Consider the following 23,406-nt stretch of genomic DNA (forward strand, 5'->3'; position numbering starts at 1 on the left):
GGCCTATTCGCGGGTAAACCCGCTCCCACAGGGACTGCACCAAGGCTACATGCGGTGCAATTCCTGTGGGAGCGGGTTTACCCGCGAAGAAGACAGCTCAATCCGTCAGGAGAACTCGAACGGTTCCAGGGCAAAGCCTTGCCCATCAACCTGCAAGGTCCAGCCCCGTCGGTCCCAATCTCCCAGCACGATGCGCCGTGCCGGTTCGCCATCCACCACCAGCTTGTGGATCGCCGGACGGTGGGTGTGGCCATGCACCAGCGTGCGTACGCCGTGCGCTGCCATCACTTTCGGTACTTCTTCCGGCGTAACGTCGACGATTTCGGTAGCCTTCATGCGGGTCTGCGCACGGCTTTCGCTGCGCAGCTTGCGTGCCAGTTTCTGCCGGGTGGTCAGCGGCAGGTGCCGGAGGATCCACAGGCTCACCGGGTTACGCAGGTAGCGGCGCATCTTCATGTAGGCCAGGTCACGGGTGCACAGGGTGTCGCCATGCATCAGCAGCACCTGTTCACCGCCCAGTTCGATCACGCTCGGGTCGGCCAGCAGCGTGCAGCCGGCGGCCGCGCAGAAGTCCTGGCCAATCAGGAAGTCGCGGTTGCCATGCATCAGGTAGATCGCCGTGCCGCTGTCGCTGAGCTGGCGCAAGGCCTGGCAGATCGACTGCTGGAACGGGGTCATGGCATCGTCGCCGATCCATGCTTCGAAGAAGTCACCGAGGATGTACAACGCCTTGGCGTGACGGGCGCGGCCGTCGAGCAGATCAAGAAACGCCCGGGTAATGTCCGGGCGTTCTTCTTGCAAGTGCAGATCGGAGATCAGCAGGATCACTCAATGATCTCGGCTTTCTCGATGATCACGTCTTCTTTCGGCACGTCCTGGTGGCCAGCTTTGGAACCGGTGGCAACTTTCTCGATAGCGTCGACAACCTCACGGCCTTCGATCACTTCGCCGAACACGGCGTAGCCCCAGCCCTGGGTGTTCTTGCCGCTGTGGTTGAGGAAGTCATTGTTGGAGGCGTTGATGAAGAACTGCGCGGAAGCGGAGTGCGGATCCATGGTACGGGCCATGGCGATGGTGTACTTGTCGTTCTTCAGGCCATTGTCGGCTTCGTTCTGGATGCTGGGACGCTTGTCACGCTTTTCGTTCATGCCTGGCTCGAAACCGCCGCCCTGGATCATGAAGCCCTTGATCACGCGGTGGAAGACGACGTTGCTGTAATGGCCGGCCTTGACGTACTCAATGAAGTTGGCCACGGTCACAGGGGCTTTTTCAGCGTTCAGTTGCAGGACGATGTCGCCGTGGTTGGTGCTCAGTTTGACTTTGGACATGCTGAAATTCGCTCTTTCAAGGCATTCGGGAATAGGGTGCGCAGGGCGCGTGTAGTCACCTGACGCAGGATCGGGCAAACGCGACACATGTTCATGGCTCATGCCGCGCAGCGGCCATTTTGCACGGATCGCGATAAATCGCGCCAGTTTGTCGGTGCCCGGCTGTCAGCAGCTTGACTGCTTCGGCTATGATAGGCCCTTTGATTCAATCGGCCTACCCAGGCCGGACACGTGCATTCAAGGATCCTATGAGCAAGCCCACTGCCGACAACGCGCCCAACGCCGCTGCCAAAGGCGCCCCCGCTGTCCCTGCGAACTTCCTGCGGCCGATCATCCAGGCCGACCTGGACTCGGGCAAGCACAGCAGCATCGTCACCCGTTTCCCGCCGGAGCCCAACGGCTACCTGCACATCGGCCACGCCAAGTCGATCTGCGTCAACTTCGGCCTGGCCAAGGAGTTCGGCGGCGTCTGCCACCTGCGCTTCGACGACACCAACCCGGCCAAGGAAGACCAGGAATACATCGACGCCATCCAGAGCGACGTCAAATGGCTGGGCTTCGACTGGGCCGGCGACGTGCGTTATGCCTCCAACTACTTCGACCAGCTGCACGACTGGGCCGTTGAACTGATCAAGCGTGGCAAGGCCTATGTCTGCGACCTGACCCCTGATCAGGCCAAGGAATACCGTGGCAGCCTGACCGAGCCCGGCAAGAACAGCCCGTTCCGCGAGCGCAGCGTCGAGGAAAACCTCGACCTGTTCGCCCGCATGAAGGCCGGCGAGTTCAAGGACGGCGAGCGTGTGCTGCGTGCCAAGATCGACATGGCCTCGCCGAACATGAACCTGCGCGACCCGATCCTGTACCGCATCCGCCATGCCCACCACCACCAGACCGGTGACAAGTGGTGCATCTACCCCAACTACGACTTCACCCACGGGCAGTCGGACGCCATCGAAGGCATCACCCACTCGATCTGCACCCTCGAGTTCGAAGGCCACCGCCCGCTGTACGACTGGTTCCTCGACAACCTGCCGGTACCGGCGCACCCGCGCCAGTACGAGTTCAGCCGCCTGAACCTGAACTACACCATCACCTCCAAGCGCAAGCTCAAGCAGCTGGTCGACGAAAAGCACGTCAGCGCCTGGGACGACCCGCGCATGTCGACCCTGTCGGGCTTCCGCCGCCGCGGCTATACCCCGGCGTCGATCCGCAACTTCTGCGAAATGATCGGCACCAACCGTTCCGATGGCGTGGTCGACATGTCGATGCTCGAGTTCAGCATCCGTGACGACCTCGACCGCACCGCGCCACGCGCCATGTGCGTGCTGCGCCCGTTGAAGGTGGTCATCACCAACTACCCGCAAGGCCAGGTCGAGCAGCTTGAACTGCCGCGCCACCCGAAGGAAGACATGGGCGTGCGCGTGTTGCCGTTCGCCCGCGAGCTGTACATCGACCGTGACGACTTCATGGAAGAGCCGCCGAAGGGCTACAAGCGCCTGGAGCCAGCCGGTGAAGTGCGCTTGCGCGGCAGCTACGTGATCCGCGCCGACGAGGCGATCAAGGATGCCGACGGCAACATCGTCGAGCTGCGCTGCTCGTACGACCCGGACACCTTGGGCAAGAACCCCGAAGGCCGCAAGGTCAAGGGCGTGATCCACTGGGTGCCGGCCGAAGGCAGCATCGAGTGCGAAGTACGCCTGTACGACCGCCTGTTCCGCTCCGCCAACCCGGAGAAGACCGAAGATGGCGGCAGCTTCCTCGACAACATCAACCCGGATTCGCTGCAAGTGCTGACGGGCTGCCGCGCCGAGCCTTCGCTGGGCCAGGCACAGCCTGAGGACCGCTTCCAGTTCGAGCGCGAAGGCTACTTCTGCGCCGACCTCAAGGACAGCCAGCCGGGTCGCCCGGTGTTCAACCGCACCGTCACCCTGCGTGACTCCTGGGGCAGCTAAGGAATCGCCGTGCTTACCATCTACAACACGCTGAGCAAGACCAAGGAAGCCTTCAAGCCGCTCGAAGGCAACAAGGTGCGCATGTACGTGTGCGGCATGACCGTGTACGACTACTGCCACCTTGGCCACGGCCGCAGCATGGTGGCGTTCGACCTGGTCACCCGTTGGCTGCGTAAAAGCGGCTACGACCTGACCTACGTGCGCAACATCACCGACATCGACGACAAGATCATCAACCGCGCCAACGAAAACGGCGAGGCGTTCGACGCCCTGACCGCGCGCATGATCGACGCGATGCACGAAGACGAGCGCCGGCTGAACATCCTCAAGCCGGACCTGGAACCGCGTGCCACCGACCACATCGCCGGCATGCACGCGATGATCCAGACCCTGATCGACAAAGGCTACGCCTACGCGCCGGGCAACGGCGACGTGTACTACCGGGTCGGCAAGTTCGTCGGCTACGGCAAGCTGTCGCGCAAGAAGATCGAAGACCTGCGCATCGGTGCCCGCATCGAGGTCGACGAGGCCAAGCAGGATCCACTGGACTTCGTCCTGTGGAAAGGCGTCAAGCCGGGCGAGCCAAGCTGGGAGTCGCCGTGGGGCCCGGGCCGTCCGGGCTGGCACATCGAGTGCTCGGTGATGTCCACCTGCTGCCTGGGCGAGAGCTTCGACATCCACGGTGGCGGCAGCGACCTGGAGTTCCCGCACCACGAGAACGAGATCGCGCAGAGCGAGGCGGCCACTGGCAAGCAGTACGCCAACAGCTGGATGCACTGCGGCATGATCCGTATCAATGGCGAGAAGATGTCCAAGTCGTTGAACAACTTCTTCACCATCCGCGACGTGCTCGACAAGTACCACCCCGAGGTAGTGCGCTACCTGCTGGTGGCCAGCCACTACCGCAGCGCCATCAACTACTCCGAAGACAGCCTGCGCGATGCCAAGGGCGCCCTGGAGCGCTTCTACCACGCACTGCGCGGCCTGCCGCGGGTTGCCGCCAAGGGGGGCGAGGCGTTCGTCGAGCGCTTCAGCGTGGCGATGAACGACGACTTCGGTACGCCGGAAGCCTGCGCCGTGCTGTTTGACCTGGTGCGCGAGATCAACCGCCTGCGTGACAGCGATGTCGACGCGGCGGCGGGCCTGGCCGGTCGCCTGCGTGAGCTGGGTGATGTGCTGGGTGTACTGCAGCTGGAGGCCGATGACTTCCTGCGTGCCGGGGCCGAAGGCAAGGTCGATGCGGCTGAGGTGGAAGCCTTGATTCAGGCGCGCCTGCAGGCGCGTGCAGACAAGAACTGGGCTGAGTCCGACCGTATCCGTGATCAGATCACGGCCATGGGCGTGGTGCTGGAAGACAGCAAGGGTGCAACCACCTGGCGCCTGGCTGACTGATCGATGTAATTGGGGCCGCGAAGCGGCCCCAGCTTTACTTGGCCAAACCGGCCAGCGGGCAGTGCAACACCAGTTTCGCCCCACCCAGCTCGCTCTCGCCGATCTCCAACCCAAACCCGTGCAGGTCGACGATCGCCGCAACGATCGACAACCCCAGCCCGAAGCCGGAATGGCGGTGGCCTTCCTCGCTGCGATAGAACCGCTTCAGCACCGCAGTCCGCTCCTCTTCGGCAATCCCTGGCCCGCTGTCTTCGATAGCAATGTGCACACCTAGCTCATCCTGAGTCGCCTTGATGGCAACCCGGCCGTCTTCGGGCGTGAACTTGATGGCATTGCCCACCAGGTTGGCCAGCGCTTCGAACAGCAACTCGCGATCACCATGCAGCGCCGGCAACTGGGCAGGCTGTTCGAGATTCAGGCGGATGCCGCCATCCTCGGCCAGTGGCAGATAGAAGTCATGCAGTTCCACCAGCAAGTCGTGCGGATCAAGCTGAACGAAGCCGGCGCGGCGCTGGCGGTCTTCCAGCTCGCTGATACGCAGCAAGCCACGGAAGCGTGCCATCAAGGTGTCGGTTTCACCGATCGCCTGGTCCAGCGCTTCGGCTTGTGGTGAATCGTGCGCGCTTTGCTGACGAATACGGTACAGCTGCGCCCGCAGGCGGGTGAGGGGCGTGCGCAGGTCGTGGGCGATGTTGTCGCAGACGCCTTTGACCTCATGCATCAGCCGCTCGATGCGGTCAAGCATGGCGTTGACGATATCGGCGAGCATGTCCAGCTCATCGCGGCGTGCTGACAGCGGCAAACGGTGGGTGAGGTCGCCGGCGACGATCAGCTCGGCCTGCGCCTGTATCGCACGAATGCGCTTGAGCGGGCGGCGACGCAGCAGGTACCAACCGGCAAACCCCGGAATCAGGGTCAGCGAGATACCCCACATCAAGGCATGCAGGATGATGCGGGTGACCACGAACAACGAGCCATTGTCGCGGAACAGCACCAGCCAACGGCCATCCTGCACCTTGATCGCCACCGCATCGCAGCTGTCACGTGGCATGTGCGGGTCGTCGGCGTCCAGGCAGTGCTTGAGCTCGTGCACCTTGCCGTCCAGGCCAAGGTCAGGCGGGATCGCGCGAATACGCCCGCCCACCGGGTTGAGCTGGGCATCGAACAGGCCATAGGCATCGAAACTGCGCTCTTCGAATGCCTGGCTGGCGATCAGGGCGTCGTCCAGCTGCTTGCCACTCATGTGTGCGAACAGGTGCTGGCGCTGCAGCATGGAGTGGCGGGTGAGCTTGTTCAGGTAGCTGGAAACCTCGAAGTACAGCACGCCCATGAGGATGCTGCTCCAGGCCACGAACAGGAAACTGTACAGCGCCAGCAGGCGGCTGGTGGACGAACTCCAGCCCTTAGACGGGTTCAGCAATGGCATAGCCCGAGCCCCGTACCGTACGGATCAGCGGCGACTGGCCGGGGGCGTCGATCTTCTTGCGCAGGCGGCCGATGTGCACGTCGATCAGGTTGGTGCCCGGGTCGAAGTGGTAACCCCAGACTTCCTCGAAGATCATCATCCGCGTGATCACCTGGCCGCTGTGGCGCATCAGGTATTCCAGCAGCTTGTACTCGGTGGGCAGCAGGTTGAGGGTGTGCTCGCCACGGCGGGCCTCGTGGCTGATCAGGTCCAGCTGCAGGTCGGCGACCTGCAGGCGGGTCTGGGTCATGGGCACGCTGTTGCGCCGCAGCAGCACTTCGACCCGTGCCGCCATCTCGTCGGAGGCGAACGGTTTGGTCAGGTAGTCGTCGCCACCGGCGCGCAGGCCGCGCACGCGCTCATCCACGTCGGAGAGGGCGCTGATCATCAGGATCGGCGTGGCGATTTTCAGGTTGCGCAGGGTGGTGACGATCGTCAGGCCATCGACCTCGGGCAGCATGCGGTCGACGGTGATCAGGTCGTAACCGCCGGCGATGGCCTTGGCCAGGCCCTCGCGGCCGTTGTCGGCCCAATCCACTTCCAGGCCGTGGCTGGAGAGTTCGGCGACGATTTCCTGGCCGGTGACGGCGTCGTCTTCGATGGTCAGTACGCGTGGCATGCTCGATCCTGGGCGTCTAATGGAGACTTGATTGTGCCAAAGAATAGCCAAACGGCGATTTAAGAAAAATTCATCTACGGCGCGTGAAACAAAACGGGGCATGCCAGTGTCTGGCATGCCCCGTCGATCAGCGTGGTGCAGCGGCTCAGGCGACCTTGACGATCCAGCCGGCTGGCGCTTCGACGTCGCCGCTCTGGATACCGGTCAGCTCGTTGTAGAGCTTCTGGGTGACCGGGCCGACTTTTTCCAGGTCGTGGAACACGTGCAGCTTGCCGTTGTACTCGATGCCACCGATCGGGGTGATCACCGCAGCGGTGCCGCAAGCGCCGGCTTCGATGAAGCGGTCGAGCTTGCTGATTTCGACGTCGCCTTCGATCACGGTCAGGCCCAGGCGCGATTGTGCCAGTTCCATCAGCGACAGGCGGGTGATGCCTGGCAGTACCGAGGCCGATTTCGGGGTGACGAATTCGTTGTTGGCGGTGATGCCGAAGAAGTTGGCCGAACCGACTTCCTCGATCTTGGTGTGGGTCAGCGGATCGAGGTAGATGGCGTCGGCGAAGTTGGCCTTCTTGGCTTCAGCGCCCGGCTGCAGGCTGGCAGCGTAGTTGCCACCGACCTTGGCTGCGCCAGTGCCCTGAGGGGCGGCACGGTCGAAGCTGGAGATCTGGAAGTTGTGCGGCTTCATGCCGCCTTTGAAGTACGAGCCGACCGGGATGGCGAAGATCGAGAAGATGAACTCGGGGGCGGTGCGCACGCCGATGTTGTCGCCAGTGCCGATCACGAACGGGCGCAGGTACAGGGCGCCTTTGCCGTGCGGCGGGACGAACTTCTCGTTGGCCTTGACCACTTGCTTGCACGCTTCGATGAACACATCGGTTGGCACCTGCGGCATCAGCAGGCGCGCGCAGCTGCGCTGCATGCGGGCGGCGTTCTGGTCTGGGCGGAACAGGTTGATCGAGCCGTCCTTGCAACGGTAGGCCTTGAGGCCCTCGAAGCATTGTTGACCATAGTGCAGGGCGGTGGAGCCTTCACTGATGTGCAGCACGTTGTCTTCGGTCAGGGTGCCTTTGTCCCACTCACCGTTGCGCCATACGGACAGGTAGCGCTTGTCGGTCTTGATGTAGTCGAAACCCAGCTTGTCCCAGTTAATGCTTTCGTTACTCATGACACCCTCGATTGTCTTGCAAGTGCCCGATCGCTCGGGCTGCTGTTATATGCGCACCTCGCCACGATAATACATCCATCGCGGATCGGGAACGGCCAGTCACGAATTGGCCATTATCTGAACGTTCTCGATTGCCTGGGCCGGCCTCTTCGCGGGTTTACCCGCGAAGAGGCCAGTCCAGAAAAACAAGGTCCGGCTGACTTCAGGGGTGCTTCAGGCGCCGGTTCCAGTCCCCAGCGTGGTTGCGCACGCAAGCTTCCTCGCTGTCAAAGCGTACATGCCAGGCCACGTGGTCCAACTGCACGCCCGCCTCATCGAGCGCCTGGGCCGTCAGCGCCAGCATGCGTGCCTTGGCCTCCCCAGCCAACGCTGCTGCTTTTTCGGCCTCACGCTCGAACACCCAGGTAATGCGCAAGCTAGCCGGAAAGTCATCCGGATCCAGCCGATGGGTCAGCCAGCTGAACCCCACGATCTCTGCCTTGGCGCTTTCGCAAGCGTCAGTCAGGCAGGCGACCAATTCGCGCTCCAGGCGCGCCAGGTCACGTTTGCTCATGTTTTTCAAAACCGGTTCCCATACCGAAGGCTAGTGAAAGACTTTAGCGCAGCACCGAAACAGGGCCAAGTGCCGCCCCTGCAATGTGCGCTGCAACCCCGTATGCCCCATGCCAGAGCCATCGCCGTGAAGGTTTCATCTTCGTTCACCTGCGAAGTTGGCCCGCAACCTGCTATATCCAGGCAACGAAATTTGATCGAGTGGTCAGTCTGCAGTTGCCCGAAAAGGCCACGCATGACCCTCTAAACGGCCGCCAGGCCACGGATATCAAGGGGCCGCAGGATGTCGCTCGCGGAGCAGATCGAATCATCTGAACAGGACGCCGGCTGGAGCGCCCATCTGCATCTACGCTTCGTCGAGCGCGATGGTGTGACCCGCCTTGGTGCGCGTCGGCATTTCGGCCCGCTTTTGGTGCAGCGCCCGTTCTACCCAGAGGGTGCACCGTGCCACGTTTATGTGCTGCACCCACCCGGCGGCATCGTCGCGGGTGACCGCCTGGAACTGGACATCCACCTCGAACCCGGCAGCCATGCGCTGCTGACCATGCCTGGTGCCAGCAAGTTCTACCGCAGCATCGGCCCCACCGCGCGGCTGGCCCAGCGCTTCCACCTGCAGGCCGGCAGCACCCTGGAATGGCTGCCGCAAGACAGCATCTTCTTCAACGGCGCCCGCGCCAGCCTCGACAGCCGCTTCAGCCTGGAGCCGGGTGCCAAGTTGCTGGCCTGGGAAACCCTGTGCCTGGGCCGGCCCGTGATGAATGAGCGCTTCGAGCAAGGCGCCCTGGACAGCCGCCTGTGCATCGAGCTGCCCGGCGAGCCCGGCCTGCATGAGCGCTTGCGCATTGCCGACGGGCACTTGGCCAAGGTCGGCGGCTACCCGCTGGTCGCGACCTTCTGCGCAGCGCCCGCGACCCCGGCCGTGCTGGAGCAGGTGCGCGCGCTGCTCGACCCACTCGACACCCCCGCAGGCGCGACCTTGCTTGGCTCGCTGCTGGTGATCCGCCTGCTCGATCACGACAACCAACACCTGCAACACACCCTGCAGCGCCTCTGGCATGCCCTGCGCCCGGCCGTTCTTGGCCTGGCCGCATGCCCGCCGCGCATCTGGGCCACTTGAGAGAGCGCCATGGAGCTGACCCCGAGAGAGAAAGACAAACTGCTGCTGTTCACCGCCGCGCTGCTGGCCGAACGGCGCCTGGCCCGTGGCTTGAAGCTCAACTACCCGGAGGCGGTGGCGCTGATCAGCGCCGCGGTGCTCGAAGGCGCCCGCGATGGCCGCACGGTGGCCGAGCTGATGAGCCTGGGCCGCGAAGTGATCGGCCGTGAGCAGGTCATGGAGGGCGTCGCCGAGATGCTGCATGACGTGCAGGTCGAGGCGACCTTCCCCGACGGCACCAAGCTGGTGACCGTGCACGACCCTATCGTCTGACCTGGAGCAGGAGCCCAGCATGATCCCAGGTGAAATTCAGGTCGCCGCTGGCGACATCGAACTCAACGTTGGCCGTGACACGGTCAGCGTCAGCGTGGCCAACCATGGCGACCGGCCGGTGCAGGTCGGCTCGCACTACCACTTCTATGAGGTCAACGATGCGCTGGTGTTCGAGCGTGAGCCGACCCGTGGTTTTCGCCTCGATATCCCGGCCGGCACCGCCGTGCGCTTCGAGCCGGGCCAGGCGCGCACCGTGCAACTGGTGGCTTATGCCGGCAAGCGTGAAGTGTATGGCTTCCAAGGCAAGGTAAATGGCGCACTGGAGGGCAGGGCATGAGCCGTATTTCCCGTCGGGCCTACGCCGACATGTTCGGCCCCACCGTAGGCGACCGCGTGCGCCTGGCCGACACCGCGTTGTGGGTTGAAGTCGAAAAGGACTTCACGATCTATGGCGAAGAGGTCAAGTTCGGTGGCGGCAAGGTCATCCGCGACGGCATGGGCCAGGGCCAGATGCTCGCCGCCGAGGCCATGGACCTGGTGCTGACCAATGCCCTGATCATCGACCACTGGGGCATCGTCAAGGCCGATATCGGTGTCAAGCACGGGCGTATCGCCGTCATCGGCAAGGCCGGCAACCCCGACGTGCAGCCGGGCGTGAACGTGCCAGTCGGCCCAGGTACCGAAGTGATCGCCGCCGAGGGCAAGATCGTCACCGCCGGTGGCATCGACTCGCATATCCACTTCATCTGCCCGCAGCAGGTGGAAGAAGCGCTGACCAGCGGCGTCACCACCTTCATTGGCGGCGGCACTGGCCCGGCCACCGGCACCAATGCCACCACCTGCACGCCGGGGCCCTGGTACCTGGCGCGGATGCTCCAGGCCGCCGATTGCCTGCCGATCAACATCGGCTTGCTGGGCAAGGGCAACGCCTCGCGCCCTGAAGCGCTGCGCGAGCAGATCGCCGCCGGCGCCGTGGGCCTGAAGCTGCACGAGGACTGGGGCTCGACCCCGGCCGCCATCGACTGCTGCCTGGGCGTGGCCGAGGAAATGGACATCCAGGTGGCGATCCACACCGACACCTTGAACGAGTCGGGCTGCATCGAAGACACCCTGGCCGCCATCGGTGACCGCACCATCCATACCTTCCATACCGAAGGTGCCGGTGGCGGCCACGCGCCGGACATCATTCGCGCGGCGGGGCAGGCCAACGTGCTGCCGTCCTCGACCAACCCGACCCTGCCGTACACGGTCAACACCGTCGACGAGCACCTCGACATGCTGATGGTGTGCCACCACCTGGACCCGAGCATTGCCGAGGACGTGGCCTTCGCCGAGTCGCGCATCCGCCGCGAGACCATCGCTGCCGAGGACATCCTCCACGACATGGGCGCCTTCGCCATGACCTCGTCCGACTCCCAGGCCATGGGCCGGGTCGGCGAAGTGGTGCTGCGCACCTGGCAGGTGGCGCACCAGATGAAGCTGCGCCGCGGCCCGCTGGCGCCGGACACCGCTTACAGCGACAACTTCCGGGTCAAGCGCTACATCGCCAAGTACACCATCAACCCCGCACTGACCCACGGCATCGCCCATGAAGTCGGCTCGCTGGAGGTGGGCAAGCTGGCCGACCTGGTGCTGTGGTCGCCGGCGTTCTTCGCGGTCAAGCCGGCCCTGGTGATCAAGGGCGGGATGATCGCCACCGCGCCAATGGGTGACATCAACGGTTCGATTCCGACCCCGCAGCCCGTGCACTACCGGCCGATGTTCGGCGCCCTGGGCGCGGCCCGTCACGCCACGCGCATGACCTTCCTGTCCCAGGCTGCCATGGCGCGTGGCCTGCACCAGGAACTGGGGCTGCAGAGCCTGATCGGTGTGGCCCACGGCTGCCGCCGGGTGCGCAAGGCCGACATGCTCCACAACACCTTGCAGCCGGTGATCGAAGTCGATGCGCAGACCTACCAGGTGCGTGCCGACGGCGAGTTGCTGGTGTGCGAGCCGGCCAGCGAACTGCCGCTGGCCCAGCGTTATTTCCTGTTCTGAAGGAGTAAAGATGATTGTCCTGACCCGCCGGATCGAGGCATCCGACAGCGTTACCGCAAGCGTGACCCTGGACGTCGACAGCCGCATCAAGAGCCGCCTGCGCGTGACCCTCGACGACGGTCGCGAAGCCGGCCTGATGCTCGAACGTGGCCACCTGCTGCGCGGCGGCGAGCTGCTCGCCGATGCCGCAGGCAGCTATGTGATCCGCGTGCTGGCTGCGCCTGAAGCGGTGTCGACGGTGCGCTGCGACGACCCACATCTGCTGGCCCGTGCCGCCTACCATCTGGGTAACCGCCATGTGCCGTTGCAGATCGAGCCAGGCCTGCTGCGTTACCAGCACGATTATGTGCTCGACGAGATGCTGCGCGGCCTGGGCCTGACGGTGGAAGCCGAGCAGGCACCGTTCGAGCCTGAGGCCGGTGCCTACCAGAGCGCCCCGCACAGCCACAGTCACAGCCATGGCAACGACCATCCGTTCGTGCGCCTGTCAGCCCATTCCTGAATCCCTCATATAAGGAGCCCACCATGAAAAAGATTTTCGCCCTTGCCTTGCTGATGGTCGCACTGCCGGCCTTCGCCCACCCCGGCCACGACGGCAGCCCGCTGCACGACGGCCTGCTGCACCCGCTGACCGGCCTCGACCACTTGCTGATGCTGCTGGGTACCGGTGTGCTGGCCGCACTGACCCGGCGCAACCTGGCCCTGCCGCTGGCGACGCTGGCGTCGATGTTTGCCGGTGCCGTGTGCGGCCACCTGTTCGGTGACGTGCTGGGCATGGAGGCCATGATTGCCGTGTCGGTGCTGGTGGCTGGCGCCGCCGTGCTGCTGCCGAGCCGTCAGTTGCTGCTGGCCTTGGCCATGCCGGTGTTCGCCCTGTTCCACGGCTGGGCCCACGGTGTGGAGGCCACGCCAAGCGCGTTCTGGCTGTTCAGCGCCGGCTTCGTCACCGTCAGCGGGCTGCTGCTGGCCGTTGGCTTCGGCGTCGGTTGCCTGCTGCGCCGCCACAGCGGCCTGCAGAAGGCCTTTGGCGGCGGCATGCTGGCCGGCGCCGCACTGGTGCTGGCCGGTTGATGAACAGCGACCTGGCACTGCTGCGCCTGCTGCAGCTGGCCAGCCCCGGCCTGCCGGTGGGTGGTTTCACCTACTCGCAAGGGTTGGAGTGGGCCGTCGAGGCTGGCTGGGTGCAAGACACTGCCAGCTTCAGCGCCTGGCAACGCGAGCAGCTGCACGACACCCTGGGGTGTCTGGACTGGCCAGTGCTGGCGCGCCTGTATCGCGCCTGCGAGGCGGGCGATGCAGCAGCATTCGCGCACTGGAGCGGCTTCCTGCTGGCCAATCGCGAAACGGCCGAACTGCGCCTTGAAGAACAACAGCGCGGCGCGGCCCTGGCACGCCTGCTCGATGGTTGGCAGCTGGGCCAGGACCCGGCCTGGCGTGCCAGCCTCGAACTCAGCCAGCTCGGCGGCATGGCCTGGCTTGCCGCGCACTGGCAGATCCCGCTGCGTCAGCTCGCCCTCGGCCATGCCTTCGCCTGGCTCGAAGGCGCGGTGATGGCCGGGGTCAAGCTGGTGCCGTTCGGCCAGCAGGCGGCGCAGACCCTGCTACGCGACCTGGGCGCTGAACTGCCGGGCGTGCTGGACCAGGCCCTGGCATTGGCCGATGACCAGCTCGGCGGTGGCCTGCCGTTGCTGGCAATCGCTTCTTCGCGTCACGAAACCCAATACACCCGTTTGTTCCGTTCCTGAGGACTGCCTACATGCAAAGCTATCAGCAACCCCTGCGCGTCGGTGTCGGCGGCCCGGTCGGCTCTGGCAAGACCGCGCTGCTCGAATGCCTGTGCAAGGCCATGCGCGATCACTACCAGATCGCCGTGGTCACCAATGACATCTACACCAAGGAAGACCAGCGCATCCTCACCGAGGCCGGTGCCCTGGAGCCTGAGCGTATCGTTGGCGTCGAGACCGGTGGCTGCCCGCACACCGCCATCCGCGAGGATGCCTCGATGAACCTGGCGGCCGTCGAAGCGCTGGCGCGCAAGTTCGGCAACCTTGAAGTGATCTTCGTCGAAAGCGGTGGCGACAACCTCAGCGCTACCTTCAGCCCGGAGCTGGCCGACCTGACCATCTACGTCATCGACGTGGCCGAGGGCGAGAAGATCCCGCGCAAGGGCGGCCCCGGCATCACCAAGTCAGACTTCCTGGTGATCAACAAGACCGACCTGGCGCCCTATGTGGGCGCCTCGCTGGAAGTGATGGAGCGTGACACCCAGCGCATGCGCCCGCAGCGCCCCTGGACCTTCAGCAACCTGAAGAAGGGTGAGGGCCTGCAGGCGGTGATCGATTTCATCGTGGAGCGGGGGATGCTGGGTGTGAGGGGCTGAAGTCCAGCACCTCGACGCGGTTGCGGCCATTCTGCTTGGCCTTGTAGAGCATCTCGTCGACCTGCTTGAGCAGGGTCTCGGCCAGCTCGGTATCGGGCTGGCGGCAGGCCACGCCGACCGATAGGGTGAGTTTGCCGCAGTGGGGCGTGTCGGCCTGTTCGACCGCCTCACGGATGCGCTCGGCGATACGCCGGGCATCGGCCAGGGTGGTGTCCGGCAACAGCATGGTGAACTCTTCGCCGCCAACCCGGCAGGGCAGGTCATGCAGGCGGGAGTTCTGCCGCAGCAGTTCGCTCAGATGCTTGAGCACGTCATCGCCGGCGTCATGGCCATAAGTGTCGTTGACCCGCTTGAAGAAGTCGATGTCCAACGCCAGCACGGCGAATGCCCGTTCGCTTTCCATCAAGGTAGCCAGTGCCAGTTGCAGCGCCCGGCGGTTGGCCAGGCCGGTGAGGGCGTCGCTCTGGGCTTCCTGGCGCAGCTTGCCGAACTTTTCCTGCATCAGGCGCTCGGCCGTGAGCAGGGCGCGGCGGATGGCGGCAGCCTCCACGTACCAGGCGTCGATGCCGCGCAGTTCATCGGCGGTCTCGCTGGACGACAGGTGCGTGGCGCTGTGTGCCAGCTGGCGCAGTGGCTTGATCAGCCGGTAGGTCATCCACAGCATCAGCAGGAAACCGATCAGGCTGGTCGGCAGAATGTACAACAGCACCTTACGCATCAGCTCATGCAGGGGCGCCAGGGCCAGTTCACGCGGTTGCTGGGCGACCACCGCCCAGTGTGTTTCAGGTACCGGGGCGAAGCCGGCGAGCATGGGGATGGCGAGGTAGTTGGGCGCTTCCAGGTTGCCGGTTTCGCCGCGCAGGGCTGCCTTGATGGTCGGGCTGCCGGTGGCCACGGTACCGATGCGCTGATGGTTGGGGTGGTAGAGCAGGCGTTCGTTGGCGTCGGCAACGAAGGCAAAGGTGCCGTCATTCTGGTAGTGCTGGCCGATCACCTCGTGCAGTTCGCTTTCTTTCTTGAGGAACACCGAGCCACCGACAATACCCAGATAACGACCGTCCGCCGCGAAGATCGGCTCCGAGATGAACACCACCAGCTCGCCACCTCGTGAGGTGTACGCAGGGCTGACCATCGGCTTGCGGGCATCGACGGCCTGCTGAATCTCCGACGAACGCTGGCGGTGGCTGGCGATCTGGCGAATATCCGGGTACGCCATCCGCACTTGCCCCTGGGCATCGACGATGACGATGGAGTTGAAGTCATCATCCTGGGCTTGCAGGCGCTTGGCTTCGGCTTGCAGTAACGCCGGGTCGTCCAGGCCGCCGGCAAGTTGCCGGGCGCTGTAGGTCAGGTGGCTGCGGGCCGAGCGCAGGAACTCGGTGATGCTCGAAGCCACTTTGCTGGCATACGCCTGGTTGGCCTGCAGGGAAAACTGCACCAAGGTGTTGTGCTGCACCCGGTAGGCGACATACAGGACATTGCCCAGCGTCGCCAGGCACGCCAGCACGACGATGCCGAGCACCAGGGTTCGCAGGTTGATCATGGGCAAGCGCTTGGGCATGGCGGGCCTGTCTGGCAAGGGCGACGGGCTCAAGTATGGCCGGTTTCTGCCCGGCTGCTGCCCCAAGTGCCGCCACCTTGCGGCAGGCGGCACTTGGGCGATGGGTCACTCATGGCAGCAATGGGGCTTGCCAGGCTGGCCCTCGTAGCGATCGTGGTGCCGTACCCAGTCCATGGTCCCGGCCTCGTTGCGCCCCAGCGGCGCGATGTCGAGGAAGTTGTAAGTGTTGACCAGGATGTCCAGGCCACGGGCGTAGGTGGAGTAGGTATGGTAGAGCGTGCCTTCCGGGTCCTTGTAGAACGCGCTCAGGCCCGGCAGCTCGGCCTCATTGCCGGTGTACGGCGCGTAGTTGTACTGGCGTTGGCCCTCGGTGCCGACGCTGACGCCGAAGTCTTCGTTGAAACCGCTGCCGTGGGACGAATACCAGGGGAAGCGCCAGCCCATGCGCTGGCGGAAAGCCTGGAATTCGGGGTAGGGCGCACGTGACACGGCGACCAGCGAGACGTCGTGGTGGGCCAGATGCAGGTTGGCGCCATCGAAATGGTCGGCAAGGAACGAGCAGCCTGGGCAGCCTTCGCTCCAGCCCTCGGCAAACATGAAGTGATAGACCAGCAGCTGGCTACGCCCGGCGAACAGGTCGGTCAGGCTCAGTTCGCCGTCCGGGCCGTGGAAGCGGTAGGGCTGTTCGACCTTGACCCAGGGCAGGGCACGGCGGGCGGCGGCCAGTTCGTCGCGTTGGTGGGTGAAGGCTTTTTCGTGTAGCCACAGTTGGCGGCGGGCGGCCAGCCATTGCTCGCGTGAGGTGACCGGGTGTTTCTGATCGGGGGGGCTCATGGTGCTGACTCCGCTTGGGGGATTCAGCTTTTGGTCGATTTGAGGGGACGGGAATCGACAGTCAGGGCAGGTGGGCGATGAGTGGTTCGGGGAGGTTAGGCGGGAGAGGTGTGGCGCCCGTGAGACCGAGCGCCGCCCGCGCGGCGCTCGGTCTCACGGGCGCTGAATGCCTCGCGGCGGGCGCCTGGTGGCCCTCACCCGTGCATGGTCTCGATCAACTCCCACAGCGCTGGATCATTGAAATCCTTCACCACCAGCCTGGCCCCTGCAGCCAGCAATCGCTCCGGCGTCTGCGTCGTGGCAACCCCCACGGTAAAGATCCCGGCCCCACTCGCAGCCGTCACCCCCGGCAACGAATCCTCGAACGCCAGCGCCTCGCCAGCCACCGCTTCCAGGCGCTGCAGCCCGGTCAGATAAGGCAGCGGATCAGGCTTGGGCCGCGCCAGCTCCTCGGCCACCAATACATGTTCGAAGCGATCGCCAAGCCCCATGGCCGTGAGCATATGCTCGGCATTCAGCCGCGGCGCATTGGTCACCACGCACATGCCGATGTCCCAGGCCCGCGCATGGTCCATCAGGCGCAGCAGGCCGGGCAGGGGTTGCAGCACAGGTGACAGTTTACGGAAAAGCGCTTCCTTGCGATCGGCCAGCGCTTGGCACTCGGCCGTATCGGCATGTGGAAACAATTCGGCAAACAGTTCGCCATTGGCCCGGCCACTGACCTGGGCATCGAATTGTTCCTGGGTCAGCTCGCGGCCGTCATGGTCGTGAAGTAGTTGGCGGAAGGCCTGCAAATGCAGGGTGTCGGTGTCGGTCAAGGTTCCATCGAGATCGAACAGCAGGGCAGTCAGCATCAGGTATCCAAGGTCTTCAAAAAACAAAAGCCTGGGGATGATAACCAAACCTGACGACAAAGGGGGCTGTTCAGCGCACGCCGAAAAGAGTACAAATGTACTCCATGGACAATCTCACCCCAAAACGCCGTGCAATCCTCGACTACATTCGCGAGCGCATTGCCGACCACGGCCAGCCACCGAGCCTGGCCGATATCGCCAGCCGCTTCGGTTTTGCTTCGCGTAGCGTCGCGCGCAAGCACATCACCGCGTTGTGCCAGGCCGGCTACATCGACGTCACGCCCAACCAGGCGCGGGGTATTCGCCTGGCCGAGCCGCTGCGCCGGCCGGAAATCCTCGAAATTCCCGTGCTGGGGCAGGTGGCAGCCGGTGCGCCGATCGGCCCGGACCTGGGTATTCACGAGCAATTGCTGCTCGACCCCAGCCTGTTCCGCCGCACTCCGGATTACCTGCTCAAGGTGCGCGGCGATTCGATGATCGAGGACGGCATCTTCGACGGTGACCTGGTCGGCATCCTCCAGCAGGGTGAGGCACGTGATGGCCAGATCGTGGTCGCGCGCCTGGACGGCGAGGTCACCATCAAGCGCCTGCAGCGCCAGCCCGGCGGTTACCGGCTGTTGCCGCGCAATCCGGCTTATGCGCCGATCGACGTGGGGCCTGAGCGCGAGTTCTTCATCGAAGGCGTGTTCTGTGGCCTGTTGAGGCGCGACTGATGGGCGCGGTGGTCGATCTCGATCGGCTGCTCGACCAGCGCCAGGTCTGGCGTGGGCGGCAGGGCCAGGTGCGCCCTGCCGGTTTGCAGCCCACTGGCCACGCGATGCTCGACCAACGCCTGCCGGATGGCGGCTGGCCGGCCGCAGCCCTCAGCGAGCTGCTGTTGGCCAGCCCGGGCTGTGGCGAGTTGCAACTGCTCTGGCCATCCCTGTCACGCCTGACGGCTGAAGGCGGGCGGGTGGTGCTGGTGGCGCCGCCGTTCATTCCTTATGCGCCGGCCTGGCAGGCCGCAGGTGTGGATATGCGCTGGCTGGTGCAGGTCGATGCCGGGCAGGCCGATGCCCTGTGGGCAGCCGAACAGTGCTTGCGCTCTGGCAGCTGCGCAGCGGTGCTGTGCTGGCCGGAGCGTGCCGATGACCGCGCCCTGCGCCGCCTGCAGGTGGCCGCCGAAACAGGGCAGGCACTGGCCTTCGCCTGTCGGCCGCAACAGGCTGCGCACAACCCGTCGCCCGCTGCGCTGCGTATTGCCGTGGATACGCGCCCGGCGCAGTGGCGGGTGCTCAAGTGCCGTGGCGGCATGCCACCGGCCATGCCAATCGCCTGCCCAGGGCGGGGCTGATGCACCATGCTCTGGGCCTGCATTCTCCTGCCCCAGCTGGCGCTGGACTCGATCCTGCGCGAGCGTGACGACGCCGATAAGCCTCTGGTACTGATCGGCGGGCCGGTTCAGCGTCGCCTGCTGCAAGCCGTCAACCCCGCGGCGGCGGCGCTTGGCCTGCGGGCGGGGCAAACGCTGACGGCGGCGCGGGCCCTGGCCGATGGTTTCCACTGTGTCGAGGCTGACCCGGCCCGCATCGAGCAGTTGCAGCAATTGCTGGCGGCCTGGGCCTACCGGTTCAGTGCCCAGGTGAGCCTTCACTACCCCCGTGCCCTGTTGCTAGAAGTCGGCTCCAGCTTGCAGCTGTTCGGCCCATGGCTGCTGTTCGAGGCTCGCCTGCGCGAGGAACTGGCTGCACTGGGCCTGCGCCAGCGCATCGTGCTTGCGACCAACCCGGTAGCGGCCCGCATGCTTGCCAACGGCCATGACGGCCTGGCACTGACCTGCGCCGACCAGACCCGGGCGGCGCTGGCGCGTATGCCGATCGAGCGGGTCGGGTTGCCAGCGGACGCTGCCCAAGCCTTTGCCCGCATGGGCCTGCGCCAGCTGGGCCAGGTGCTGGCCTTGCCGCGTGATGCGCTGGCCAGGCGCTTCTCCGCCCAGGTGCAGTTGCACCTGGACCAATTGCTTGGGCTACGTTCCATGGGGCTGGACTTCTACCAGCCACCGGACCGCTTCGAATCGCGCCTGGAACTCAACTTCGACGTCGAATCGCATCAGGCCTTGCTGTTCCCGTTGCGGCGCATGCTCAATGACCTGGCGGCCTTCCTCGCCGGGCGCGACTGCGGTGTGCAGCGCTTTAGCCTGTACCTGGAGCACGTCGAAGGGCCGGACACCCTGCTGCACGTTGGGCTGCTGGCCGCTGAACGGGACGCCGCCATGCTGTTCGAGCTGGCCCGCGGGCGCCTTGAACCGCTGCGCATCCCGGCACCGGTACGCAACCTGCGGCTTGTCGCCGATGACCTGCCGCCCTTCGTGCCCCAGCACCAGGCACTGTTCGACCCCCGCGCCAAGCAGGCACAGCCCTGGGAGCAACTGCGCGAACGCCTGCGTGCGCGCCTGGGTGATGAAGCCGTCAAGGGGCTGCGCGCCGAGGCCGACCACCGCCCAGAATACGCTTGGCAGCAGGCGGAGCAGGGCGCCCAGGGCAGCCTGCCGGCCTTGCCAGGTAGCCGCCCAGGCTGGTTGCTGCCCACGCCGCAGGCCTTGGGTGCAGCTGACCACCGGCTGCTTGGCCAGGCCGAGCGCATCGAGTCGGGCTGGTGGGACGGTGGCGACGTACGCCGTGACTATTACCGCATCGAAACCCGCGATGGCCTGCGTGGCTGGGCCTATCACGACCTGGCCCAACCCGGCCCACTGTGGCTGCAGGGCTGGTTCGCATGAGTACACCGGGCTACGCCGAGTTGCATTGCCTGTCCAACTTCAGTTTCCAGCGCGGTGCCTCCAGCGCCGAAGAGCTGTTCCGCCGCGCCCGCGAGCAGGGCTACCAGGCCCTGGCGATCACTGACGAGTGCACCCTGGCCGGTATCGTGCGAGCCTGGCAGGCCGCCAAAGAACAGCAGTTGCGCCTGATCGTCGGCAGCGAAGTGCGCCTGCAGGATGGCCCCAAACTGGTGTTGCTGGTGCAGAACCTCACGGGTTATCAGAACCTCTGTGCCTTGATCACCCGTGCCCGACGGCGGGCCGAAAAGGGTGAGTACCAGTTGTTCGCTGACGATCTGCAGCCACACCATGAGGGTTTGCTGGCGCTGTGGATTGTCGATGATGGCGACGACCAGGCGACAGGCCGATGGCTGAGCGATGTGTACGCCGAGCGCTTGTGGCTGGGCGTGCACCTGCACCGTGGCAGCGATGATGACCGGCGCCTGGCCCGCTTGCGCGAACTGGCGGCGCAGCTGGGCATCCGCGCTGTGGCCTGTGGTGACGTGCACATGCACGTGCGCGGCCGGCGCGCCCTTCAGGACTGCATGACCGCCATCCGCCAGCACTGCAACGTGGCCGAGGCAGGGCGCCATCTGTTCGCCAATGGCGAGCGCCACCTGCGTTCGCGGGAGCAACTGGCCGAGCTGTACCCGGCAGACCTGCTGGCCGAGAGTCTGGGCATTGCCGAGCGTTGCCAGTTCGACCTGGGCGAACTGCGCTACCAGTACCCACGCGAGCTGGTACCCGAGGGCCAGACCCCCGCCAGCTGGCTGCGCGCCTTGTGCGAGCAGGGCTTGCCGCAGCGCTGGCCGGCCGGGCCGAGCAGCAAGGTGCGCGCGGTGCTGGACAAGGAACTGACGCTGATCGAGGCGCTGGGCTACGAAAGCTATTTCCTGACGGTGCATGACATCGTCGCCTTTGCCCGCAGCCAGCACATTCTTTGCCAGGGCCGCGGTTCGGCAGCCAACTCGGTGGTGTGCTTCGTGCTGGGCATTACCGAGCTCGACCCGATGGAGCATCGCCTGTTGTTCGAGCGCTTCCTGTCGCGCGAGCGTAACGAGCCGCCCGACATCGACGTGGACTTCGAGCATGACCGGCGCGAAGAGGTGATTCAGTACGTGTTTCGCCGTTACGGCCGGCACCGCGCTGCGTTGACCGCCGTGGTCAATACCTATCACGCTGCCGGCGCTGTGCGTGATGTGGCCAGGGTGCTGGGCCTGCCGGCCGACCAGGTGGATGCCCTGGCCAAGTGCTGCGGCCGCTGGAGCGACCGTATCCCGGACGATCAACGGCTCTCTGAGGCCGGTTTCGAACCCGGCAGCCCGTCGCTGCGGCGCATCCTGGTGCTGGCGGGTGAACTGATCGGTTTCCCCCGTCACCTGTCCCAGCACCCAGGTGGCTTCGTCATTTCCGAACAGCCGCTGGACCAGCTGGTGCCGGTGGAAAACGCCGCCATGGCTGAGCGCACGGTGATCCAGTGGGACAAGGACGACCTGGACATGGTCGGCCTGCTCAAGGTCGATGTGCTGGCCTTGGGCATGCTCAGCGCCTTGCGCCGTTGTTTCGACCTGCTGCAGCGGCACCGCGGTCGGCAGTTGACCCTGGCGACCATCCCCAGTGAAGACCCGGCGACCTACGCAATGATCAGCCGCGCCGAAACCATGGGTGTGTTCCAGATCGAGTCGCGGGCGCAGATGGCCATGTTGCCGCGGCTCAGGCCCAATACCTTCTATGACCTGGTGATCGAGGTCGCCATCGTGCGCCCCGGGCCGATTCAGGGCGACATGGTGCATCCTTACCTGCGTCGGCGCCTCAAGCAGGAACCGGTGACCTACCCCTCGGAAAAGCTCAAGGAAGTGTTCGAGCGTACCCTCGGCGTGCCGTTGTTCCAGGAGCAGGTGATGGAACTGGCCATGGTCGCCGCCGACTACAGCCCCGGCGAGGCCGACCAGCTGCGCCGCAGCATGGCGGCCTGGAAGCGCCATGGCGGGCTGGAGCCCCATCGCCAGCGGCTGGTCGAGGGCATGCTGCGCAACGGTTACGACCTGGCGTTCGCCGAGCGCATCTTCGAGCAGATCAAAGGCTTTGGCAGTTACGGCTTCCCCGAGTCGCACGCCGCCAGCTTCGCCTTGCTCTGCTATGCCAGCAGCTGGCTCAAGTGCCATGAGCCGGCGATCTTCACCTGCGCGCTGGTCAACAGCTGGCCGATGGGGTTCTACAGCCCGGATCAGCTGTTGCAGGAGGCGCGGCGGCAAGGGATCGAAGTCCGTCCGGTGGATGTGTTCCATAGCGAATGGGACTGCACGCTGGAGCCCGATCATCAGGGTGTTCTGGCCATCCGCCTTGGGCTGCGGCAGATTCGCGGTTTCAGCGAGGCGGATGCCCGTCGGCTGGTGCAGGCGAGGGCGCAGCGCCCTTGGCGGGATGTCGAAGACCTGTGCCTGCGCGCCGGGCTCGACAGCCGTGCCCGCGCCCGGCTGGCCGATGCGGGGGCACTGCGAGCCCTGGCCCGCGACCGCCATCAGGCGCGCTGGCAGGTGGCGGCGGTGCAGGCGCAGTTGCCGCTGTTCGCCGAGGTGCTGGCCGTGCCGGAAGCGCAGGTTGCGTTGCCCGCACCCACGGTTGGCGAAGACCTGGTTGCTGATTACACCACCTTGGGCACAACCCTGGGCCCGCATCCGCTCAGGCTGTTGCGTTCACGGCTCCGGGCGTTGGGCTGTCGCAGTTGCGCCGAGCTGGTGGGGGTGGAGCATGGCGATGCGATTGCCGTGGCCGGGCTGGTGGTGGGGCGGCAGCGGCCGCAGACTGCCAGCGGGGTGACCTTCGTTACGCTGGAAGATGAGTTCGGCATGGTTAACGTGGTGGTCTGGCGTGACCTGGCCGAGCGGCAGCGGCGGGCACTGGTGGGATCGCAGCTGCTCAAGGTGAGCGGGCGGCTGGAGCAGGAGAACGGCGTGCGGCATTTGATTGCCCGGCGGCTGGAGGACATCAGCCCCTTGCTACAGGGGCTGGATGTACAGAGCCGGGACTTCCACTGACCT

At 65.2% G+C, this 23,406-nt stretch carries 23 protein-coding genes; 14 read left to right on the forward strand and 9 right to left on the reverse strand.

Annotated features, from left to right (window positions below):
* Positions 1 to 105 precede the first annotated feature (105 nt).
* Both F6X59_RS20675 and F6X59_RS20680 read right to left on the reverse strand, forming a co-directional pair.
* Complete coding sequence (locus F6X59_RS20675) at positions 106 to 828, reverse strand: UDP-2,3-diacylglucosamine diphosphatase (protein WP_372240467.1); 723 nt, start codon at positions 826 to 828, stop codon at positions 106 to 108.
* The gene (locus F6X59_RS20680) at positions 825 to 1,328 is read right to left on the reverse strand and encodes a peptidylprolyl isomerase (protein ID WP_152957872.1); all 504 of its coding nucleotides are present in this window, start codon (positions 1,326 to 1,328) and stop codon (positions 825 to 827) included. The genes F6X59_RS20675 and F6X59_RS20680 overlap by 4 nt, the downstream gene beginning before the upstream one ends.
* A gap of 248 nt (positions 1,329 to 1,576) precedes the next feature.
* Here F6X59_RS20680 and F6X59_RS20685 point away from each other — a divergent pair, with 248 nt between their 5' ends.
* On the forward strand, positions 1,577 to 3,280 hold the full coding sequence (locus F6X59_RS20685) for a glutamine--tRNA ligase/YqeY domain fusion protein (RefSeq protein WP_152957873.1): 1,704 nt from the start codon (positions 1,577 to 1,579) through the stop codon (positions 3,278 to 3,280).
* A 9-nt stretch (positions 3,281 to 3,289) separates the two neighbouring features.
* Positions 3,290 to 4,672 (forward strand): cysteine--tRNA ligase, encoded by a 1,383-nt coding sequence (gene cysS / locus F6X59_RS20690; protein WP_372240468.1) that lies wholly within the window; start codon positions 3,290 to 3,292, stop codon positions 4,670 to 4,672.
* 34 nt (positions 4,673 to 4,706) lie between these two features.
* On the opposite strand, the gene F6X59_RS20695 is transcribed toward cysS, so the two are convergent.
* The 4 genes from F6X59_RS20695 to F6X59_RS20710 all read right to left on the reverse strand — a co-directional run bounded on the left by F6X59_RS20695 (position 4,707) and on the right by F6X59_RS20710 (position 8,474).
* Positions 4,707 to 6,098: a HAMP domain-containing sensor histidine kinase gene (locus tag F6X59_RS20695; RefSeq protein ID WP_152957874.1), complete on the reverse strand. Its 1,392-nt coding sequence runs from the start codon at positions 6,096 to 6,098 to the stop codon at positions 4,707 to 4,709.
* Positions 6,076 to 6,756 carry a response regulator transcription factor gene (locus F6X59_RS20700; RefSeq protein WP_152957875.1) on the reverse strand — a complete coding sequence of 227 codons (681 nt, stop codon included), beginning with the start codon at positions 6,754 to 6,756 and terminating at the stop codon, positions 6,076 to 6,078. Before F6X59_RS20700 ends, F6X59_RS20695 begins: the two co-directional genes overlap by 23 nt.
* Before the next feature lie 145 nt (positions 6,757 to 6,901).
* Entirely contained in the window at positions 6,902 to 7,921 is a 1,020-nt protein-coding gene (locus F6X59_RS20705) for a branched-chain amino acid aminotransferase (protein WP_060507415.1), read from the reverse strand.
* A 202-nt stretch (positions 7,922 to 8,123) separates the two neighbouring features.
* Positions 8,124 to 8,474, reverse strand: a complete 351-nt coding sequence (locus F6X59_RS20710; protein WP_372240469.1) for a hypothetical protein — start codon at positions 8,472 to 8,474, stop codon at positions 8,124 to 8,126.
* 282 nt (positions 8,475 to 8,756) lie between these two features.
* Here F6X59_RS20710 and F6X59_RS20715 point away from each other — a divergent pair, with 282 nt between their 5' ends.
* The 8 genes from F6X59_RS20715 to ureG are packed head-to-tail and all read left to right on the forward strand — an operon-like array spanning position 8,757 to position 14,319.
* Positions 8,757 to 9,590: an urease accessory protein UreD gene (locus F6X59_RS20715; RefSeq protein WP_152957877.1), complete on the forward strand. Its 834-nt coding sequence runs from the start codon at positions 8,757 to 8,759 to the stop codon at positions 9,588 to 9,590.
* A gap of 9 nt (positions 9,591 to 9,599) precedes the next feature.
* On the forward strand, positions 9,600 to 9,902 hold the full coding sequence (locus F6X59_RS20720; protein WP_027916767.1) for an urease subunit gamma: 303 nt from the start codon (positions 9,600 to 9,602) through the stop codon (positions 9,900 to 9,902).
* Between the two features lie 19 nt (positions 9,903 to 9,921).
* On the forward strand, positions 9,922 to 10,239 hold the full coding sequence (locus F6X59_RS20725) for an urease subunit beta (RefSeq protein ID WP_099813958.1): 318 nt from the start codon (positions 9,922 to 9,924) through the stop codon (positions 10,237 to 10,239).
* Positions 10,236 to 11,939, forward strand: coding sequence for an urease subunit alpha (gene ureC / locus F6X59_RS20730; RefSeq protein ID WP_152957878.1), 1,704 nt, complete (start codon positions 10,236 to 10,238; stop codon positions 11,937 to 11,939). Before F6X59_RS20725 ends, ureC begins: the two co-directional genes overlap by 4 nt.
* A gap of 10 nt (positions 11,940 to 11,949) precedes the next feature.
* Positions 11,950 to 12,441: an urease accessory protein UreE gene (gene ureE / locus F6X59_RS20735; protein WP_152957879.1), complete on the forward strand. Its 492-nt coding sequence runs from the start codon at positions 11,950 to 11,952 to the stop codon at positions 12,439 to 12,441.
* 23 nt (positions 12,442 to 12,464) lie between these two features.
* A complete protein-coding gene (locus tag F6X59_RS20740) occupies positions 12,465 to 13,010 on the forward strand; it encodes a HupE/UreJ family protein (RefSeq protein WP_152957880.1) in 546 nt (181 codons plus the stop codon).
* Positions 13,010 to 13,684 carry an urease accessory protein UreF gene (locus tag F6X59_RS20745; protein WP_152957881.1) on the forward strand — a complete coding sequence of 225 codons (675 nt, stop codon included), beginning with the start codon at positions 13,010 to 13,012 and terminating at the stop codon, positions 13,682 to 13,684. Before F6X59_RS20740 ends, F6X59_RS20745 begins: the two co-directional genes overlap by 1 nt.
* Positions 13,685 to 13,695: 11 nt before the next feature.
* Complete coding sequence (gene ureG / locus F6X59_RS20750) at positions 13,696 to 14,319, forward strand: urease accessory protein UreG (RefSeq protein WP_027916761.1); 624 nt, start codon at positions 13,696 to 13,698, stop codon at positions 14,317 to 14,319.
* On the opposite strand, the gene F6X59_RS20755 is transcribed toward ureG, so the two are convergent.
* From F6X59_RS20755 to F6X59_RS20765, 3 genes are all read right to left on the reverse strand, one after another.
* On the reverse strand, positions 14,282 to 15,862 hold the full coding sequence (locus tag F6X59_RS20755; protein WP_256669385.1) for a sensor domain-containing diguanylate cyclase: 1,581 nt from the start codon (positions 15,860 to 15,862) through the stop codon (positions 14,282 to 14,284). The genes ureG and F6X59_RS20755 overlap by 38 nt on opposite strands.
* A gap of 123 nt (positions 15,863 to 15,985) precedes the next feature.
* The gene (locus F6X59_RS20760; protein WP_152957883.1) at positions 15,986 to 16,714 is read right to left on the reverse strand and encodes a thioredoxin family protein; all 729 of its coding nucleotides are present in this window, start codon (positions 16,712 to 16,714) and stop codon (positions 15,986 to 15,988) included.
* A gap of 194 nt (positions 16,715 to 16,908) precedes the next feature.
* Positions 16,909 to 17,568 carry an HAD family phosphatase gene (locus F6X59_RS20765; protein ID WP_152957884.1) on the reverse strand — a complete coding sequence of 220 codons (660 nt, stop codon included), beginning with the start codon at positions 17,566 to 17,568 and terminating at the stop codon, positions 16,909 to 16,911.
* A 95-nt stretch (positions 17,569 to 17,663) separates the two neighbouring features.
* On the opposite strand from F6X59_RS20765, the gene lexA reads away from it, so the two are divergent.
* The 4 genes from lexA to F6X59_RS20785 are packed head-to-tail and all read left to right on the forward strand — an operon-like array spanning position 17,664 to position 23,403.
* Positions 17,664 to 18,281, forward strand: coding sequence for a transcriptional repressor LexA (lexA, locus tag F6X59_RS20770; RefSeq protein WP_178120119.1), 618 nt, complete (start codon positions 17,664 to 17,666; stop codon positions 18,279 to 18,281).
* On the forward strand, positions 18,281 to 18,901 hold the full coding sequence (gene imuA, locus F6X59_RS20775; RefSeq protein WP_152957886.1) for a translesion DNA synthesis-associated protein ImuA: 621 nt from the start codon (positions 18,281 to 18,283) through the stop codon (positions 18,899 to 18,901). The genes lexA and imuA overlap by 1 nt, the downstream gene beginning before the upstream one ends.
* 6 nt (positions 18,902 to 18,907) lie before the next feature.
* Positions 18,908 to 20,326: a DNA polymerase Y family protein gene (locus F6X59_RS20780; RefSeq protein ID WP_152957887.1), complete on the forward strand. Its 1,419-nt coding sequence runs from the start codon at positions 18,908 to 18,910 to the stop codon at positions 20,324 to 20,326.
* Entirely contained in the window at positions 20,323 to 23,403 is a 3,081-nt protein-coding gene (locus F6X59_RS20785) for an error-prone DNA polymerase (protein WP_152957888.1), read from the forward strand. The genes F6X59_RS20780 and F6X59_RS20785 overlap by 4 nt, the downstream gene beginning before the upstream one ends.
* The last annotated feature ends 3 nt before the right edge of the window (positions 23,404 to 23,406 follow it).

The organism is Pseudomonas sp. MN1F (genome assembly GCF_009391885.1).
Lineage (GTDB): Bacteria > Pseudomonadota > Gammaproteobacteria > Pseudomonadales > Pseudomonadaceae > Aquipseudomonas.

Bases quoted from the DNA above. Each gene is read 5' to 3' on its own strand.
- F6X59_RS20785 (WP_152957888.1), top strand. From the start codon at position 20,323: ATGAGTACACCGGGCTACGCCGAGTTGCATTGCCTGTCCAACTTCAGT.
- F6X59_RS20685 (WP_152957873.1), top strand. From the start codon at position 1,577: ATGAGCAAGCCCACTGCCGACAACGCGCCCAACGCCGCTGCCAAAGGC.
- F6X59_RS20710 (WP_372240469.1), bottom strand. From the start codon at position 8,474: ATGAGCAAACGTGACCTGGCGCGCCTGGAGCGCGAATTGGTCGCCTGC.
- F6X59_RS20715 (WP_152957877.1), top strand. From the start codon at position 8,757: ATGTCGCTCGCGGAGCAGATCGAATCATCTGAACAGGACGCCGGCTGG.
- F6X59_RS20745 (WP_152957881.1), top strand. From the start codon at position 13,010: ATGAACAGCGACCTGGCACTGCTGCGCCTGCTGCAGCTGGCCAGCCCC.
- imuA (WP_152957886.1), top strand. From the start codon at position 18,281: ATGGGCGCGGTGGTCGATCTCGATCGGCTGCTCGACCAGCGCCAGGTC.
- F6X59_RS20705 (WP_060507415.1), bottom strand. From the start codon at position 7,921: ATGAGTAACGAAAGCATTAACTGGGACAAGCTGGGTTTCGACTACATC.
- ureE (WP_152957879.1), top strand. From the start codon at position 11,950: ATGATTGTCCTGACCCGCCGGATCGAGGCATCCGACAGCGTTACCGCA.
- F6X59_RS20680 (WP_152957872.1), bottom strand. From the start codon at position 1,328: ATGTCCAAAGTCAAACTGAGCACCAACCACGGCGACATCGTCCTGCAA.
- F6X59_RS20700 (WP_152957875.1), bottom strand. From the start codon at position 6,756: ATGCCACGCGTACTGACCATCGAAGACGACGCCGTCACCGGCCAGGAA.
- F6X59_RS20720 (WP_027916767.1), top strand. From the start codon at position 9,600: ATGGAGCTGACCCCGAGAGAGAAAGACAAACTGCTGCTGTTCACCGCC.
- F6X59_RS20755 (WP_256669385.1), bottom strand. From the start codon at position 15,862: ATGATCAACCTGCGAACCCTGGTGCTCGGCATCGTCGTGCTGGCGTGC.
- F6X59_RS20765 (WP_152957884.1), bottom strand. From the start codon at position 17,568: ATGCTGACTGCCCTGCTGTTCGATCTCGATGGAACCTTGACCGACACC.
- F6X59_RS20695 (WP_152957874.1), bottom strand. From the start codon at position 6,098: ATGCCATTGCTGAACCCGTCTAAGGGCTGGAGTTCGTCCACCAGCCGC.
- ureC (WP_152957878.1), top strand. From the start codon at position 10,236: ATGAGCCGTATTTCCCGTCGGGCCTACGCCGACATGTTCGGCCCCACC.
- lexA (WP_178120119.1), top strand. From the start codon at position 17,664: ATGTACTCCATGGACAATCTCACCCCAAAACGCCGTGCAATCCTCGAC.
- ureG (WP_027916761.1), top strand. From the start codon at position 13,696: ATGCAAAGCTATCAGCAACCCCTGCGCGTCGGTGTCGGCGGCCCGGTC.
- F6X59_RS20780 (WP_152957887.1), top strand. From the start codon at position 18,908: ATGCTCTGGGCCTGCATTCTCCTGCCCCAGCTGGCGCTGGACTCGATC.
- F6X59_RS20725 (WP_099813958.1), top strand. From the start codon at position 9,922: ATGATCCCAGGTGAAATTCAGGTCGCCGCTGGCGACATCGAACTCAAC.
- F6X59_RS20740 (WP_152957880.1), top strand. From the start codon at position 12,465: ATGAAAAAGATTTTCGCCCTTGCCTTGCTGATGGTCGCACTGCCGGCC.
- F6X59_RS20760 (WP_152957883.1), bottom strand. From the start codon at position 16,714: ATGAGCCCCCCCGATCAGAAACACCCGGTCACCTCACGCGAGCAATGG.